This window comes from Lawsonibacter asaccharolyticus, from assembly GCF_022453915.1.
Taxonomy (GTDB): Bacteria; Bacillota; Clostridia; order Oscillospirales; family Oscillospiraceae; genus Lawsonibacter; species Lawsonibacter asaccharolyticus.
This window is the reverse complement of the sequence record NZ_CP091870.1, coordinates 3098498-3115363: the sequence shown is the minus strand read 5'-3', so window position 1 is coordinate 3115363 and position 16866 is coordinate 3098498. Positions and strand designations below refer to the sequence as shown.

Below are 16866 nucleotides of genomic sequence, written 5' to 3'. Positions count from 1 at the left end.
ATAGGATTTGTCGGGGGGATTCCGCCCTGCGGGGCGGCCTACTTTGCCCCCGGCGGCAAAGCAGGCAAAGCGCCGCCGGGTGACGCTCCCGGCGGGACCACGGCTCCACATGCGTTCCGCCTGAGTCCCGCAGTCCGCTTTCCCCCGGACCCCCGATACGGGAGACGCGGGCCTTTGGCATGGCGCCCGTGTCCGGCGCGGGTGGAGGACGACACCTATCCCCCCGTTTGTGCTGCCGCCGCGGGTGTGTTGAATTGGCGGGCATACCCCACGAGGGTATCGCGCCTGCCCTGGCAGAATAGGGGCGGCCGGTGGGAGACCAGCGGGCGCGCAAAGCGCGCCCGTCGTTTTCCACGAGCGGCCCTGGTCTTTACGTAGGGGCGGGTCTTGCCCCCGCCCGTTTTCATCCGAAGGATGCCCAAAAGGGGTTCCGCCCCGCAGGACAGAACCCCTCTGGGACAGGGACGGGGGTAGAAAGACCCCTCATCTGTCACGGCATATGCCGTGACACCTTCCCCCCTGTGGGGGGAAGGCTTTTCGGGCGGCTGGAAGCCGCCCCCTACGGGGTCCCCTTCGGTCTTTGCGTAGGGGTGCGCATTGTGCGCCCGCCGTTTTCCACGAGCGGCCCTGGTCTTTACGTAGGGACGGGTCTTGCCCCCGCCCGTTTTCATCCGAAGGATGCCCGAAAGGGGTTCCGCCCCGCAGGACAGAACCTCTCTGGGACAGGGACAGGGGTAGAAAGACCCCTCATCCGTCACGGCATATGCCGTGACACCTTCCCCCCTGTGGGGGGAAGGCTTTTCGGGCGGCTGGAAGCCGCCCCCTACGGGGTCCCCTTCGGTCTTTGCGTAGGGGTGCGCATTGTGCGCCCGCCGTTTTCCACGAGCGGCCCTGGTCTTTACGTAGGGGCGGGTCTTGCCCCCGCCTGTTTTCATCCGAAGGATGCCCGAAAGGGGTTCCGCCCCGCAGGACAGAACCCCTCTGGGACAGGGACGGGGGTAGAAAGACCCCTCATCCGTCACGGCATATGCCGTGACACCTTCCCCCCTGTGGGGGGAAGGCTTTTCGGGCGGCTGGAAGCCGCCCCTACGGGGACCCCTTCAGTCTTTGCGTAGGGGTGCGCATTGTGTGCCCGCCGTTTTCCACGAGCGGCCCTGGTCTTTACGTAGGGGCGGGGCAAGCCCCGCCCGTTTTCATCCGAAGGATGCCCGAAAGGGGTTCCGCCCCGCAGGACAGAACCCCTCTGGGACAGGGACGGGGGTAGAAAGACCCCTCATCTGTCACGGCATATGCCGTGACACCTTCCCCCCTGTGGGGGGAAGGCTTTTCGGGCGGCTGGAAGCCGCCCCTACGGGGTCCCCTTCAGTCTTTGCGTAGGGGCGCGCATTGTGCGCCCGCCGTTTTCCACGAGCGGCCCTGGTCTTTACGTAGGGACGGGTCTTGCCCCTGCCCGTTTTCATCCGAAGGATGCCCGAAAGGGGTTCCGCCCCGCAGGACAGAACCCCTCTGGGACAGGGACGGGGGTAGAAAGACCCCTCATCCGTCACGGCATATGCCGTGACACCTTCCCCCCTGTGGGGGGAAGGCTTTTCGGGCGGCTGGAAGCCGCCCCTACGGGGTCCCCTTCGGTCTTTGCGTAGGGGCGCGCAAAGCGCGCCCGCCGTTTCACATCGACCATTCCACAGGGCCCACCGGCCTCCTGTGGAAAATTTTCTAGGGTCAGAAGAGAGCCCGGAAAAACCCTGTGGTTTTCCCGGGCCCTGTTTTTGATATCCTTTGCTCACACCTGGGTCCAGACGTTCCCGTCCTCCTGGCTCTTCAGGCAGGCCTCGATAAATTTCAGCCCCTGGATGCCGTCATCGATATCGGAGTAGGGGAAGGGCCGCTCATCTTTGCCCTCCTTCCGGGACAGCAGATGGGAACAGTAACCCCGGTAGAAGTTGGCGAACAGGGAGTGGAAGGCCTCCGGCATCCCCTTGGGGAGGCGGCAGGACTTCCGGGCCTGGGGATCACAGTAGTCATAATTGGCCGACCAGATCTGGGTGGGCTGTCCGGCGATGTCCACCCGGAGCTCCATGAAATCGTGGGCGTTCCACTCCATGCCCCCTTTGTCGCCGTAGATGCGCACCTTCATGCAGCAGCTCTTGCCCACCATGGCGAAGGAGGTCCAAAAGATGCCCGCTGCCCCGTTGTCGTAGTCGATGAGCACCTGGGCATCGCTCTCCACCGGCACATAATCCGGGATGGAGCGCAGGCGGGCCAGCACCCGCACGGGCTTGAGGCCGGTGACCTTGCTGATGAGATACTCCACATGGGTGCCGATGTCCGCGATCACTCCAGAGGGGCCGCAGATGGCCGGATCGACCCGCCAGGTCAGGCCGTCCTTTCCCCGGAGGGCAGTGTTCAGCCCCACCCATTCCTGGGGATACTCGGCGGCGATGGTGTGGATCTTTCCCAGCACCCCGTCAGCGATCATCTTTTTGGCCTGCTCCAGAATGGCGTAGTGGGCATAACTGTAAGACACGCCGAACAGAAGATCTTTTTCCTGGGCCAGGGCCTTCAGCTCCTCCGACTCCCGGCTGGTGAAGGTGACGGGTTTGTCGCAGACAATGTGGAAGCCGTGGGCAATGATGTCCTTGACGATCTCGTAGTGGGTGTTGTTGGGGGTGGCCACCACCACAAAGTCCAGCCGGTCCTCCCCGGTGCGCTTGGCTTCCTCCTCCAGCATGGTGTGGTAGTCGGGATAGATGCGGCCGGGCTCCACCCCCCATTTCTCTCCGGCCTCCAGATTTTTATCCCAGTGGCGGGAGAAACAGCCCGCCTTCAGTTCGGCCAGGTCGTCGAACTGGGCCCCGATGCGGTGGATATCTCCGATCAGGGCGCCGTTCCCGCCCCCGACCATTGCGAATTGCAGCTTTTTCATAGAGAGACCTCCTGACGGATTGTGTAAAGTGTACAAGAAATCGTCTTCAGGATACCACGCAGGGCGGCAGGTGTCTAATAGTATCCAGTCATGGACCCATTCAAAGGGCACATACAAGAGGGGAGTGGATAGAGAAAAGAGCACGCTTGACAAGGCCCGTCCCTTTGGGATACAATAACTTTGACCGCAGACAATCGAACACAGGGGCGCTGGGAGCTATTCCCGGCTGAGATGGAAGCGAATCGCAGCTCCAGTCCCTTGACCTGATCCGGGTAATGCCGGCGTAGGGAGTGAACGATCCATATGTCGTCCTCTTCATACCGCACGCACCCGTTCGGATGTGCTGCGGTATCTTGATTTCAGGAGGAAACGACGATGAACCGACATTCCCGCTCTACCCGCGCCCTTGTGGAGGCCGCGCTGATGATCGCGCTGGCCACCATCCTGGGCTACTTCCGGCTGTACCGCTTTCCCCAGGGGGGGTCTGTGGACTTTGCCATGGTGCCCATCCTGATCTACTGCCTGCGCTGGGGCCCGGCCTGGAGCCTGAGCTGCTGCTTTGTCAACGGTGTGCTCCAGTTCTTCCTGGGCGGAGGAATCGCTCTATCCTGGCAGTCCATGCTGCTGGACTATGTGGTGGCTTATACGCTGGTGTTCCTCTGCGGCTTTGCCGCGGGGAAGAAGCTGGGCTGGCTGTGGGGCACCATCCTGGCCGGGCTGGGACGGTGGGTATCTCTCACCCTGTCCGGCGGCCTGCTGTGGTATATGTATATGCCGGAGGAATTTTTGGGACTGCCCATGGTGGACCCCTGGGTCTACTCCATGATCTTTAACGGCGTGCTGATCGTTCTCGTGACTGTGGTCAACCTGATCGTTCTGGGGATCTTTCAGTCCGTCCCCGCTCTGCGGCAGAAGCTGCTGACGAAACAGAATTGAGGTTTTTTCTTTGGGAAAATTCGACGGTGTCCTGCTGGTCAGTGATTTTGACGACACGCTGTATGACAGCCACTGTCAGGTGCCCCGGCGGAATTTGGAGGCCCTGGACCGCTTCCTCGCCCAGGGGGGGCGTTTTACCGTGGCCACCGGCCGCGCCCACCGGACCTTCGCTCCCTATGTCCATCTGGCCCCCGTCAATGCCCCGGTGGTCCTCTCCAACGGGTCGGCCATCTATGACTTCCAAAAAGACGAATTTCTGGTGCAGACCTATCTGTCTCCCAGTGCGCCTCAGGACTTGGATGGGGTGATGGAGGCATTTCCACAGCTGGGGATGGAGGCCTACCACGGGGAGGATATCTATGTGTTCCGACCCAACTGGATCACAGACCTGCACATGAAAAAGGTGGGCACCGACTACACCGTCTGTCCCATTCGGGAGATGCCTACGCCCTGGACCAAAGCCATCCTCCAGCAGGACCACGGGGTGCTGAAGGAGGTGCAGAGCTGGCTTCTGGACCACTTCCCCCGCCGGTATGAGGCTATTTTTTCCAACCACGTGTACCTGGAGATCACCGACCATGGGTGCAACAAGGGGGGAATGGTGGCCCGGCTGGCCCAGATGCTGGGGATCGCCCGAGAAAATATCTACTGCGTGGGAGACAACCAGAACGACATCCCCATGATGGCACTGTCCGCCGTCCCCTTTGCCCCTGCCAACTGTGCCCAGGAGGTGAAGGACTGGGGAGCCCATATCCTGTGTCACTGCGACGACGGCGTGATCGGGGATATCGTGGAGATCCTGGAGCAGCGATATTAAAAATATTGGAAAGAGAAAGATCCACCGCCAAAAAATGGCGGTGGATCTTTTGTAACGAAATGGGGGAGATGCCGTCTTATCTGTGGAAAGGGAGGTGAGGGCGTGATCGATTTTGAAGAAGTTTACCGGGACTATCTGGAGGACGTCTACCGATTTTCTCTGGCCCTGTGCCGGGACCCGGTACTGGCGGAGGAGCTGACCCAGGAGACCTTTTTCCGGGCGCTGGAGCATATCGGCCAGTTCCGGGGGGAGTGTACCCTGCGGGTCTGGCTGTGCCAGATCGCCAAGCACGCCTGGCTGACCCACTGCCGCAGGCAGAGAAGGCGGGAGCCGGAGCCGGAGCTCCGGGAGGAGGGGCCGGAGGAGCGGCTGGCGGAGAAGGAGACTGCCATGGAAGTCCACCAGGTACTCCACAGCCTGCCCGAGCCCTATCGGGAGGTCTTTGCCCTGCGGGTGCTGGGGGAGCTGTCCTTCCGGGAGATAGGAGCACTGTTCCATAAGACGGAGAGCTGGGCCCGGGTCACTTTTCACCGGGCCAGACTAAAAATCAAGGAGGCATTATGATGAATCAGCCCTGTCCCATGATCCAGGATCTGCTGCCCCTGTACGTGGACCAAATCTGCAGCCAGGAGAGCCGCCGGGCGGTGGAGGAGCATGTGGAGAACTGTCCCCTCTGCCGTGCCCGGCTGGAGGAGCTGCGCCGGGAAGACCCGCTGCCCCCGCCAGAGCAGGACCGGGAGCAGTCGAAGGCCCGGGTGCTGGCCGGGGTAAAAAGGCAGCTGAGAAGGAAAAAGCTGTGTTTCTCCGCTCGGGTGCTGGCCGGTGCGGCAGCCCTGGGCGTGGCGGTCTGGCTGTTGGTCTTTCGCTTCCAGACACCCATCCCCTATTCACAGGATATCCGCATCCAAGAGGTGGAGCCGGCTTTCCACATGAAATATCTGGGCCGGGATTACGCCGGCCTGGAGGTCCTGTTCCGGGTGACGGAGGAGGGCGGGGAGACCATCCGAAGGGTCTATCTCTGCTATACCGGCAGCCTGTGGACCCGGTATCTCTCTCCCGGCTCCCCATACCACGAAAGTGTGGGGATCAACAACGGCATCGTTCTGGACACCAGACACGGGACGGTGATCCCCCTCCCCTTCGACGGCGGGGCGGATCAGGTCTGGTATCTGGCCGGGGACCTGGAGGAACTGGAGGATCTGGACGAGGCCTCCTTCCAGGCGCAGGCCGGAGACGCGGTGCTGCTCTGGGAGAGGCAGGGGTGACACAAGAGGGCCGGGGTCAGGGGAGAAGAGAGAGAAGGGCCTCCCCCTCCGCCCGGGTCAGGGTATCCTGGGGATGAAAGGCGCCGTTTTGAGTGTCCAGGCCGCCGGCGGATACCGCCCATTGGGCGGCGTCCAGCGCCCAGGAGGCGATGGAGCCGGCGTCCGTCAGCTCGGCGGTGCCGGAGGGGGCCATCCCCAGGAGCCGGGCGGTCTGCCAGACCATGGCAGCTCCCTCCTGGCGGGTGACCGGACGGGAGGCTTGGAACATGGCCTCCCCGGTGCCGGAGGCCACCCCCGAGGAGAGAGCCCAGCAGACGCCCGGGGCATACCAGGCACAGGGGAGCAGATCAGACAGACTCTGCATGGGGGCCTGAGTGTCCAGGCCGGCCTGTTCCGCAGCCTGCCGGAGCAGCTCGGTCAGCCGGCCCCGGCTGAGCGGGGCATCGGGCCGCTCCTGGGGCTGGAAGGGCTCTGTGCGGGCGCACAGGGCGTCCACCAAGGTATCCTGGCCCGCCAGGTAGTCTTCCAGAGTCTGATAGACGGTCACGTCGGGCTGGATGGGCTCCACTCCCAGCCCGGCGGCGCACTCCAGAAGGGTGCCTGTGTCAATAAATTTGGTGGACATGGACACCCGGACCCCCGTGTTGGGGAGGGTGAAGGAGCCGGTGGAGCCGAAGTGGTCCACGCTGCCGCTGGTGGGCTCACCGGCCAGCCCGCCGCCCATCTCCCGGATCTCCAGGGCGTTGATGCTGGCGGAGGAGAAGGTGGCCTCCCCCACCAGCCCCCACAGCTCCAGCTCCCCGCTGCGGACCAGGGGGGCCAGCTCCATCAGCAGGGGGATGATGACCCCGTCGGAGCCGCCGCCGTTGTTCCGCAGATCCAAAAGAAGGACGGAATAGCTCCCCTGCTCCAGGTCGGCCATGACCTGAGCAGTGAAGGTCTCCATGGGCAGCTCCGGGTCCTCCATGCACTGGTTGTATTGGATATAGTAGGTGCGGCTGTCCAGGGGCAGAGAGAAATAGTAGGTCCCCTTCTGGTAATCAGTGGGGGCGCTGCCCTGGCGCTGCTGGGACAGGCCATTGATCTCCGGCCAGCCGGACTGGTCCTGCATGGAGAGAGGGGAGAGGGTGATAGACGTGCCGTTTTCCAAGGTGAGGGTCAGATCCTCCTCGGGCTTGAGCAGTCCGCAGTAGACCATGATTTCCTGATGGCCGAACACCTGGGAGAGCTGCCGGCGCAGCTTGATCTCGTTGTCCGCGGAGATCAGAGGGGCCATCTTCTCCTGTACCTGATCCATGGAGAAGCCGTTGACGGAGGTCACCTGCTGGCCAAGAGCACCCTGGTGGGAGGCGTCCACCTGGTAGAGCACCCAGTCCCCGTCCATCCACTTCACAGACACGGGAAACATATGTCCGCTGCTGAGAATAGAGTTAAGATTTGTGGTGGTGTGGGAATCCCCAATGAGGGCTGCCAGGGACTGGAGATCCAGCCCAAAACTCATGCTGTCCTCTGTGTCTATCCGGGCCTCGATCTGAGCGATGCGGGCAAGGAACTCCTGCTCCGGCGTATTGGTGAAGGGGCCGGGGTGGCGATCCCGGATGGTCTGATAGAGCAGCTCCAGGTCTTCCTGCCTGCCAGCCTGCTCCTCCGCCGCAGGGGCGGCAAAAGTGGGAATGGCCAGGGCCAGAGAACAGGCCAGAGCGAGAGCGGTAACGGTCTTGGCAAAGCGCATGGTGATTCCTCCCAATTCTTGATGGTACTATCCTATCAGGGGCATTTTAAAGGAAATAAAAAATTTCCTTAAGATTATATGAAATTTGGGACAGCTTCAATCCGGGAATCCCTCTGTCATGGCCCAGGCGGCTGGAACTATCATATCTGGTTCGAATGGCAGGAACAAGAAAAAAACACCAGGTCAGCGCCAAATACGGCGCTGGCCTGGTGTCTGAGGAGAAATCAAAACATACCGGACGGGTTCCAGTCCCGAATCCCCAGCAGCTGATTGCACTGGTCAATAGGCATGAGCTGATCAAAAAAGGTTTTGCAGTCCCCTGTCTCCTTAAACTGCTGAATCAGGTCGGAGGCGGCTTTGCACCAGCGCATCAGAAGACCATTTGGCCATATGACGGCCCGAACCCCTGCCTGACGCAGCTCTTCCAGAGTAAAACAGACCTCAGGGCAAAATTCCATCAGGCAGTACAGAATGGGAACCTTTATTTGATCGCAGGCCCGTTTGACAGAATCCAGAGTCTCAAAGACCCCCTTTGAGGAGAAAAGAAAACCCATGTCTGCTCCGGCCTCTGCTGCCAGATTGAGACGCCGGATAGCCTCATCCTCTCCTTCCACCTCGGCGGCATCGGAGCGGGCAATAACTAAAAAGTTGGGGTCTCTCCGAAAGGTCAGAGCGGTCTCTATTTTTCGAATAAAGACTTGGGCAGTTTCAATTTGGACGCCCTTCATGCCGCCGCATCGCTTTGGCGTGACCTGGTCCTCGAAATGCGCGCCGCAGATTCCGGCGGCCTCCAGGTCCCGCATAGTGCGGCGGACATTCAGCTCATTCCCATAGCCTGTGTCCGCGTCGATAAGAAAGGGCAGATCCACACAGGAGGCAAGGTCCTGGGCGTGCTTTGTCTGTTCACATCCGCAGACAAGACCCAGATCTGGCACACCCAGCAGGCTGGCTGCTGCTGCCTGACCGCCCATGTAACAGCCGTCAAAAAAGTCAGCCGCCTGGGCGGCCCGGGCTGTAATGCCGTCGAAGGCTCCGCAGAGCACCTTCATCCGGGAGGAATCCATCATCTGGGACTTAAAATTGGCTCGTTTCTCCTGAACTGTCATAATATCAGGCTCCTTTTTTCTGAAAAGCCGTCCGGCAGGGCACTGTGGCTCTGGTTTATAGCCGGACTTTAAGGTGTATCCGGCAGGACATATTCGTGGTGGGCAATATAGTCCTCTACCTGTTCCAAAGTAGGCATGGAGTCAGAACAGCTGTGGCCTGAGATGGTGATGGAGGAAGCGGCGGCGGCGTAGCGCAGAGAATCCTTCAACTCCATATTGTGAAGCAGACCAAATAAGAAGGCGGAGGAATAGGAGTCACCGGCGCCAAAGGTTTTCAACACCTGTGCTGGATAGATGCCACCCACGGTTTTTCCTTCCTTCGTAAAAACATGGGAACCTTTTTTTCCTTTTTTAATGGAGACCACAGACACGCCTTTTTCCAGAAGCCAAGCAGCGCTTTTGGCGTCGTCCTGATTTCCGGTGTGGAGAAGATGCTCCATTACATCAAATTCATCCCGGGTTCCCAGGACCAGATCGGCTTTTTCTGCGGCAAGGGAGAGATAGAGGCTGGCTTCCTCAACGGTGTCCCAGGTATCCTCCCGGTAATCCAGATCAAAGGCTACTGCCACATGATTGCGCCGTGCCAAAGAGATGGCGTGAAACACTGCCTCCCGTGCCGGGGAATGGGAGAGAGATGTGCCAGAGATCAGAAGCAGCTTGTGGCTGGCGAGATAGGACTCGTCCAGTTGGGCGCAGTCGATGTGCAGATCCGCGCAGTTTGTTCGGTACATCAGGTAGCTGCACCGGTCAGGCAGAATTTCACCCATGGTCACCCCGGAACGAATGCCGGGGCCAGCCAGCGCGATATGGGAGACATCCACCCCCTGTTTTGCCAGATAGCGGGTAATAAATCGTCCAAACTGGTCGTCAGAAACTTTACCGATGTATCCGACAGAAAGGCCGAGCCTGGACATGGCCACAGCGGTATTGGCCGGAGAGCCGCCCACATATTTATGGAAAGTGACCGCGTCCTCCATGGGCCCAATCTCATTGGCGTAGAGGTCGATGGTGGCACGCCCAAATGCGACCACATCCCGCAACTTTCCGGAATCAATGTTCAGGTACATGGTTCCCCACCCTTCTGATGTTCCCGCTCCAAATATTCCAGCAGCTCCAGCCCCTCTTGAACAGAGATGCCGTTATGAATTACCTGGCTCAAGGTCTTGACCAACGCGGTTATGTCCCGGTAGCGGAAGACAAACCGGCCATATGTAACCCCTGCAGCCCCTGCGTCCATAACATTTCGGGTCATCTGCAAATATTCCTTTACGGTTTCACACTTCAATCCGCCTGCAATGGCGACGCGGGCCGGAACCGCCTGGACCACTTTGGCAAAACTGTCCAAGTCACCGGTATAGTTGGTCTTGATCAGATCTACTCCGAGTTCCGCGGCAGCCCGGGCCGCATAGGTGACATTTTCCACACTGTACTGGTCAGCCCCAGTGATATGATTTCCTCTGGGATAGATATGACAGATCAGAGGCATTTCCGCTCTCAGGGCCTCTTTGCTGATGCGGCCGAGCATTCTGAGCTGCTGGTCCTGATTGCCACCGCCCACAATGCAGCCGGCAGAGACCGCATCGGCCCCCATAAGAAGTCCCTCCTCCACATCGGCTACCTGGACATCTTCGTCAAAGTGATACACGCCGAAGGTGGTGAGCTTCAGCACGAGGGCGACCTTGCCCGCATAGGGCGCAAAGCATTTTTCTGCAATGCCCTTATGCATAGTGATGGCATTGGGACCTCCGGCGACCATCTTGCTCAGGGTGTCATCTATCGTATCAAGGCCAGGCATGACACCGCGGGCAATGGCGTGGTCCACAGTTAAACCAAAATATTTTCCATCCGTGCCTGGAATCAGGCGCTTCAGGCGTATTTCCTTTCCAATCATAAAGAATTTCCTCTTTTCTTTTGACTACAGAGCTTAACGAACAGTTATGAAAATAGGTTGACAAAGAAATTTATATATTCAGGACAGAAGGTGGTAATAACAATGGCAATTAAGCCGACACCGATGAAAGGAACTGCCTCCCGCACAGTATCTCCAAATGTAGAATGAGCAATTTTAGTGCTGACAAAGATTCCAACAGCAAAGGGAGGAGTCAGAAAGCCGACGCACATATTCACCAGCATGATGGCACCAAAGTGGATGGGGTCAATTCCATAGGTCTGTGCCACTGGCAGCAGAAGAGGGGTCATAATCAGGATGGTGGCATTGATATCCATAAAGGTTCCCATGAACAGGAAGATGACATTGATCATCAAAAGAAAACCAACGCGGCTGCTGATATTTTCGGTAATCAGGTTGGAGAGAAAGTTGGAAATGCCCGCCAAAGTCATTACTTTGCCTGCGACAGCAGAGAATGCGTTCAGCAGACCGATCACGGCAGTGGAGGCGCCGGCAATGGCACAGCAGCGCCAGAAGGTAATTTGGATTTTCTTTTTATCGATAATCTTCAGAATAAAGAAATATAAGATTCCATAGACGCAGCTGACAGCACCAGCTTCGGTAACCGTGCACAGCCCGCCGTAAATACAGCCGTAGATGATAATGGGCATCAGCAGAGCGGGGATGGCGTAAATAGTGGACTTTCCAATCTCCAGCAGTTTGGCTGTGGGATGAAATTCAACTTTTTCCGGCCTGGCTTGGTGGCGGCCGATTCGGAAATAGTTGATGATAAAATAGCCAATGGCAAAAATAAAAGCAGGGCCGATGGTGGACATCCATACGGGGGTGATCTTGGCTCCGGAGGCCAGCGCATACATGATTCCGGGGACACTGGGGGGAATCAGGATCCCAAGAAAACAGGTAGCGGCCAGCAGAGCAGAGGAATAGCCGTGGGGATACCCCTCTTTCTCCAGTTCAGGCACCATCATTTTTCCAATGGCGCTGATGGTGGCCATAGCTGAGCCAGTAAGAACGCCAAAGGCCATGCAGGCACAGGTCGTAATAATGCCAGTGGCACCCCGGACCCGGCCTACAAAGGACTTTACCCAGTCGATCAGCATTTTGGAGATGCCACTGTATTCCATGATAACACCGGCAAAAATGTAGAAGGGAATCGCCAGAAGCGCGAAGCTGTCGAGACCGGAGAAAGCAAACTGGGGGACCGTGACCAGCTGGAAGCCGGCATAGGCCAGAACCAGCAGGGAAGAGGTGCCCAGAGCAAAGGATACCGGCATTCGGAACAACACCGCGACCAATGCGAAAGAAATCAGAAAGACGAGAAGTGCGGTAAGGGCAGACATAATTTCACCTCTTTCAAGTCATTGTGCGGTGGCCTGGGGCTCACCGCCCTTACGGCCCCGGACCATCCACTCCATAAACAGATAGACCTCATGAAGAGCACAAAGCACTACGCCGATAAATACAGGCAGATAGACCAGGCCCATGGGGATCCTCATGGTGGGGGAGGTCTGGGTCGTGGCCCAAATGGTCATCATGTAATCAAAAAACAGCTTGCCAAACACCAAAAGGAAAAGAAAGGTGGACAAAATGGCAAACAACTCCAGCAGCCTGAGCCCCTGCCTTCGAGCGGGTTCTTTGAAATTTGCAACTACCTGCTTGAGGACATCAATTTCTGTATGGCTGCCCTCATAGACCGCATAGGCAGAGCCAATATAGGTGAGCCAGATAAACAGATACCGGGTGAGTTCCTCAGCCCAAGCAGCGGAGATAAACAGAAAGTAACGGCAGATTACCTCAATAAAAATTGCCGCCACCAATGCGATGGTGATGAGGGCCATAAAAAAGGTCTCAATCCCCAGCAGAACATTGTTGAGCCGCTTGGCTCCCTGAAACAGGGTGCTTTGTGATTTCATGGGGAAACTCCCTCCTTTGCAGTTGAAAAGTTATTGGAAGAGGGAGCCTGAAGCTCTCCCGCAGAAAACCTCAGGCTCCGTTTTAGTGTATCAATCCAGGATTATAGAAAATCAACTTTCAGACAGTGTTCTATACTCGCCGCTGATGATGACATCCATGATTTCATCACCATATTTCTCCCGGCTCTCCTCCCAGATTTCCTCGGAAATCTCCTGCATGGCAGCCTTCATATCGTCAGAAGGCTGATCCACGGTCCATTGACCGCTTTCCAGGCCCTCCTGAGTCATGGACTCCGTCTTTTCCCGGAAGAAGGTGGTAAACTCATCAGAAGCGAGTTGAGCACATTCCGCAAAAATGGCCTTGTCCTCATCGCTGAGCTTGTCCCAGAAGGGGGAACCGGCGATAAAGCAGCCGCCGGAATAGCAGTAATTCAGCTCAGTGATGTGGGTGATCACATCAGTGATGCCTTGGTTGGTGTAGTTAAACACGGCGTTATCCAGCCCGTCCACTGTACCGGTCTGCAGGGCATTCAGCACCTCAGAGCCGGAGATCATCACAGGCAGGGCACCGCACTTCTCGTAAAATTCCACCACAGATTCTACGGAGGGGGTGCGGATTTTCAGTCCCGCCAGATCGGACATTTCAGTGACCGGGCGGACAATGTTGCCTACCTGGCGGAAGCCGTTGCAGAAGGAGGAGATTCGAATCAGGCCGTTCTCCGCCATAATCTCCGCTACCTTGTCCGCAATCCAGCCATTATTATAGTAGGCGTCAGCTTCCTCATAATCCGCCACCAGTCCGGGGAGCCAAGCAAAGCCCAGCGCACCGTCCAGCACACCGTCCATGGTCATGTCGTCGCTCATCAGCACATCCAGCGTGCCCATCTGAAGCATCTGGGCCATATCAGAGCCAGTGCCCAGAGAACCAGCTGCAATAATGGAAGCAGTGTAACGGCCTTCCGTTTTTTCTTCAACCAGCTGAGCAAAGCGCTCCACATAGGGAGCCCGGTCCCCGGTGACATCTGCCGTAACAGTAAAGGTTACAGCGTCTGCAGAAGGGGAGGAGGAGTCAGGCGAAGATGTGCCTGCGGAAGATGTGGCGCCTCCACCGCCGCAGGCGGCGGTACCCATCAGAAGGGCGGCGGCAAGCAGAGGAGCGGCAAGTTTTTTGAATTGTTTCATTTCTGGTTCTCCTTTCAGTGTGTTCATTTTACTCTTCTTATCTGACCCGCTCTGCCTGTGAGCGGTGAACAGCGCTTAGGGGTGGAGTAGTTTCTGAAAGACGGCAATTTTGGCGCTGTCCTCCAGCAGTTCAGCCTGATAAAAGCAGTTCTCCATAGTTTCTCCAAGGATCAGAACGCCATGAGCTTCCATCAGAAAAGCTGTGGTATCTTCCGAGGTGTGAGAGACCGCTGTGAGCACCTTCTCCGCCAGATCAGCAGACCCCGGTTGTCCATCTGGGATTAGGGGGACATGGACAAGTTTTAATTTGGCGGATTCTGTGTAGAGGGGAAGCTCCTGATTTTGCATGGACCAAATCGTGGAAAACACAGGGTGAGCATGCAGAACATATTGTGCAGAGGGGCGGATTCGGTAGATGCCAAGATGAAAAGCAGACTCCTTGGAGGGACGCAGATGAGGGGGGGCATCCAGAACAGTGCCGTTTTCATCACAGAGCACCAGCCCCTCCGGCGTAACAGCACGCAGAGGGATATTGCTTCCCGTGATCAGCACATGTCGGCCGCACCGGGCGCTGATGTTTCCGCCGGCAGCGCTGACCAGTCCGCGCTGATAGATCAGTTTGGAGTAGGAGATCAGATTTTCTATTTGATCGGAGTAAGATTCCTTCCAGTTCATTGGACGTCCTCCCAGCGGCACATCATTTTTTCAAGAACCGGAACACTGCCCATGCTGCCGCCCTTCAGGGCAAATTCTCTGCCAGTGAGAGCGCCGTCCAGAATCCTGCCTTGAGCAACGCCGGGCTCCAAGGCCCGACCTAGTTCCAGATGATTTACATGCAGGTGGCGAAAGATGGCCTGGGAGGTCTCACCGCCTACAATGATGAGCCGGTCAAATACAGCCGATTCGCAGACAAGGGGGGCGAGAGTTCCGAAACACTCCATGATCCTGACACTGGTACCAGGCTGATAGGAGTACCGCTCAACCGCAGGGGCAAGGATCACGTTGCCGTGCGCCAAAGCATCCAGAGCCGCTGCCGCCGCCCGATGGGGGACAGTTTGATCTCCCTCTATATAGGCGTCTATTTCCACAGGAACCACTGTAAGCCCCCGGGACTGAGAATACGCAAGCTGTTTTTTCGCAATTTCATATGCGGAGGCACAGAAGCCGAGGCAGCGCACTTGGCGGACTGCGGCCGGAGGGAGGGGCTGTTCCGGCCCATAGAGATATTCGGCCAGACCATCCGCAAGCCCGAGAGAACCGGTCCAAAAGACCTTTGGATAGAGAGGCTGTAGCGTACGAATAATATGCAGCGTGTCCCGTTTGGTAATGGCGTCAAAGACCAAGATCCGGCAGCCCCTACTTATCTGCTGCTGAACAGCGCCCGCAAGATCGCCGCCTTTCACAGTATCAATGTCCACAAGCCCAATGTGGAGCTTTGTCCCGTGGGAAAGAATATCTGGAATATAGGATTCCTTGGGAGGGAAAATGGGATCCTTAGCATACAGGGATTTGGGGAGGATCTCTCCCTCGCAGTACTGATGCCCATAGAGGGTAAAGGTACCCAGATCCGGCGCGTTGTCAATGAGAAAGACGAGGTAGTCGGGCCAGGCCTGCAGAAGTCCTTCCAGCTCATAGGAATCGTTGCCTCGAAAACCAGTGCCGATTTTTTTCATATAAATATGGCCAGTCTCTTTTGAAAGTCTTTTCAACAGCGCACTGTGGACTCTGCGGGCCACTTCGCCTTCCACGTTTCGAGAACACAGATTGACAGATAGAAGTTCATTATCTGATCTGTTTAAACTGCTTTCTCCTGAGGTACAGATTTTCAGCTGCTGCCCCCGGGCAGTGAAGTAGCTGCCGGAGTCGGCCGCACCTGTCAGATCATCTGTGATTTCTGTAAAGCGCATGGTGTTCCTTCTCCCTTTAAAACGTTTATTTGAACATAAATAAGAAGAAATAATCTTTGTTTTTGTTTGATAATACTACCTAAAATGTGCGAAGTCAATATATTAAACACTTTTTTGGCGTATTATCTAGTTCAATTTAGCTATTTTTGTTCATTTAGCAAAATAATTTCACAAAATATATGTTTGATCAAACAAAAAATCTCCGAGCAAAATACCAACTCATGTGGTACTTTGCCGGAGATCTTCTTTCACAATATGTAACTACACCAATTTTAAGTTTATTTGGGCGTTGTTTAAGAAATCCCGCCAATCCAGAGAGAGTTTATTATCTGTAATCAGCATATCCATATCATGAAGTTCAGCAAAATGATTGGCTTTTACCAAATCAAATTTACTGGAATCTGCCAGCATGATATTTTGTGCGGAAGAATCGATCAATGCTCTTTTACTATCCACAATATGAGCATTGATACAGGTAATGCCCAGACTGCGATGGATCCCTGAGACAGAAATAAAGGATTTGTTGGCACGGTGCCGGCGAATAAAATCCACAGCTTCCGGAGAGGTAAAATTGTAATCCTCCGGATGGTAATAGCCGCCGGGAAAAATGATTTTGATATTTGGACGCTTAAGCAGTTCCGCGAGGATCGTAAAATTATAACATAAGACTGTAAATTCAAAATCTGTGGGGAGATATGAGGTAATGCGCCCCACAGTGGTGCCATTATCCAAAAAAATCCAGTCTCCTGGCTCAATCAGCGTGGCGGCGTATTTGGCAATACGGTCTTTTTCGCTGAGGTTTTGAATTCGGGCCAGACGAAGGTCATAAACTTCTCCATCATAGGCATAGCCATCGCCGCCTTTGGCGAGAGTCGCATAGCCATAGCTCCGTTCCAATACATGGTTTTTCCGCAGGAGATCCAGATCCCGTCGGATGGTCATCTCAGAGACTTCGAGTGTAGCGGCCAAATCTTTTACAGAGACCCGTTGATATTGCTTTAGAAGTTCCAGTTCTTGAGCGATACGGCGCTCTTTTGCATTTCCATTCTCCATAATGTCCTTCTTTTCCTATGCCCCGCTAAGAACCCTCATACAGGTGCCCGGGGGAACTGGTTGAGTTCCTATGGGCCTATTATGTGCGATCAATCCGTTCAATGCAACATATTTTCAAAAATT

At 56.4% G+C, this 16866-nt stretch carries 15 protein-coding genes and 1 riboswitch; of the genes, 4 read left to right on the top strand and 11 right to left on the bottom strand.

Annotated features, from left to right (window positions below; all coding sequences use genetic code 11):
* Window positions 1-1780: 1780 nt before the first annotated feature.
* On the bottom strand, window positions 1781-2923 hold the full coding sequence (locus L9O85_RS15045; RefSeq protein WP_050623053.1) for a Gfo/Idh/MocA family protein: 1143 nt from the start codon (window positions 2921-2923) through the stop codon (window positions 1781-1783).
* Window positions 2924-3115: 192 nt separating this feature from the next.
* Window positions 3116-3230, top strand: a riboswitch (TPP riboswitch).
* A 68-nt stretch (window positions 3231-3298) separates the two neighbouring features.
* Here L9O85_RS15045 and L9O85_RS15040 point away from each other — a divergent pair.
* From L9O85_RS15040 to L9O85_RS15025, 4 genes are all read left to right on the top strand, one after another.
* Complete coding sequence (locus L9O85_RS15040) at window positions 3299-3859, top strand: energy-coupled thiamine transporter ThiT (RefSeq protein WP_050623054.1); 561 nt, start codon at window positions 3299-3301, stop codon at window positions 3857-3859.
* Between the two features lie 10 nt (window positions 3860-3869).
* On the top strand, window positions 3870-4676 hold the full coding sequence (locus tag L9O85_RS15035) for an HAD-IIB family hydrolase (protein ID WP_276757478.1): 807 nt from the start codon (window positions 3870-3872) through the stop codon (window positions 4674-4676).
* A gap of 102 nt (window positions 4677-4778) precedes the next feature.
* Window positions 4779-5240: an RNA polymerase sigma factor gene (locus L9O85_RS15030; RefSeq protein ID WP_276854188.1), complete on the top strand. Its 462-nt coding sequence runs from the start codon at window positions 4779-4781 to the stop codon at window positions 5238-5240.
* Window positions 5237-5941, top strand: a complete 705-nt coding sequence (locus L9O85_RS15025) for an anti-sigma factor family protein (protein ID WP_108980235.1) — start codon at window positions 5237-5239, stop codon at window positions 5939-5941. The genes L9O85_RS15030 and L9O85_RS15025 overlap by 4 nt, the downstream gene beginning before the upstream one ends.
* 16 nt (window positions 5942-5957) lie before the next feature.
* Here L9O85_RS15025 and L9O85_RS15020 read toward each other — a convergent pair whose 3' ends face one another.
* The 10 genes from L9O85_RS15020 to L9O85_RS14975 form a co-directional block, all read right to left on the bottom strand.
* Entirely contained in the window at window positions 5958-7673 is a 1716-nt protein-coding gene (locus tag L9O85_RS15020) for an S-layer homology domain-containing protein (protein ID WP_256183341.1), read from the bottom strand.
* Between the two features lie 224 nt (window positions 7674-7897).
* A complete protein-coding gene (locus tag L9O85_RS15015) occupies window positions 7898-8779 on the bottom strand; it encodes an isocitrate lyase/PEP mutase family protein (RefSeq protein WP_050623059.1) in 882 nt (293 codons plus the stop codon).
* 68 nt (window positions 8780-8847) lie between these two features.
* On the bottom strand, window positions 8848-9846 hold the full coding sequence (iolC, locus tag L9O85_RS15010; protein ID WP_050623060.1) for a 5-dehydro-2-deoxygluconokinase: 999 nt from the start codon (window positions 9844-9846) through the stop codon (window positions 8848-8850).
* Window positions 9837-10670, bottom strand: a complete 834-nt coding sequence (locus L9O85_RS15005) for a class I fructose-bisphosphate aldolase (protein ID WP_301579109.1) — start codon at window positions 10668-10670, stop codon at window positions 9837-9839. Before L9O85_RS15005 ends, iolC begins: the two co-directional genes overlap by 10 nt.
* 44 nt (window positions 10671-10714) lie before the next feature.
* Window positions 10715-12028, bottom strand: a complete 1314-nt coding sequence (locus L9O85_RS15000) for a TRAP transporter large permease (protein WP_301579108.1) — start codon at window positions 12026-12028, stop codon at window positions 10715-10717.
* An 18-nt stretch (window positions 12029-12046) separates the two neighbouring features.
* Complete coding sequence (locus L9O85_RS14995) at window positions 12047-12601, bottom strand: TRAP transporter small permease (protein WP_301579107.1); 555 nt, start codon at window positions 12599-12601, stop codon at window positions 12047-12049.
* 111 nt (window positions 12602-12712) lie between these two features.
* Window positions 12713-13783 carry a TRAP transporter substrate-binding protein gene (locus L9O85_RS14990; protein ID WP_050623064.1) on the bottom strand — a complete coding sequence of 357 codons (1071 nt, stop codon included), beginning with the start codon at window positions 13781-13783 and terminating at the stop codon, window positions 12713-12715.
* Between the two features lie 75 nt (window positions 13784-13858).
* The gene (locus tag L9O85_RS14985) at window positions 13859-14458 is read right to left on the bottom strand and encodes a class II aldolase/adducin family protein (RefSeq protein ID WP_301579106.1); all 600 of its coding nucleotides are present in this window, start codon (window positions 14456-14458) and stop codon (window positions 13859-13861) included.
* Window positions 14455-15690, bottom strand: coding sequence for a four-carbon acid sugar kinase family protein (locus tag L9O85_RS14980; protein WP_301579105.1), 1236 nt, complete (start codon window positions 15688-15690; stop codon window positions 14455-14457). The genes L9O85_RS14985 and L9O85_RS14980 overlap by 4 nt, the downstream gene beginning before the upstream one ends.
* 261 nt (window positions 15691-15951) lie before the next feature.
* Window positions 15952-16743, bottom strand: a complete 792-nt coding sequence (locus tag L9O85_RS14975) for a DeoR/GlpR family DNA-binding transcription regulator (RefSeq protein ID WP_050623067.1) — start codon at window positions 16741-16743, stop codon at window positions 15952-15954.
* Between the last annotated feature and the right edge of the window lie 123 nt (window positions 16744-16866).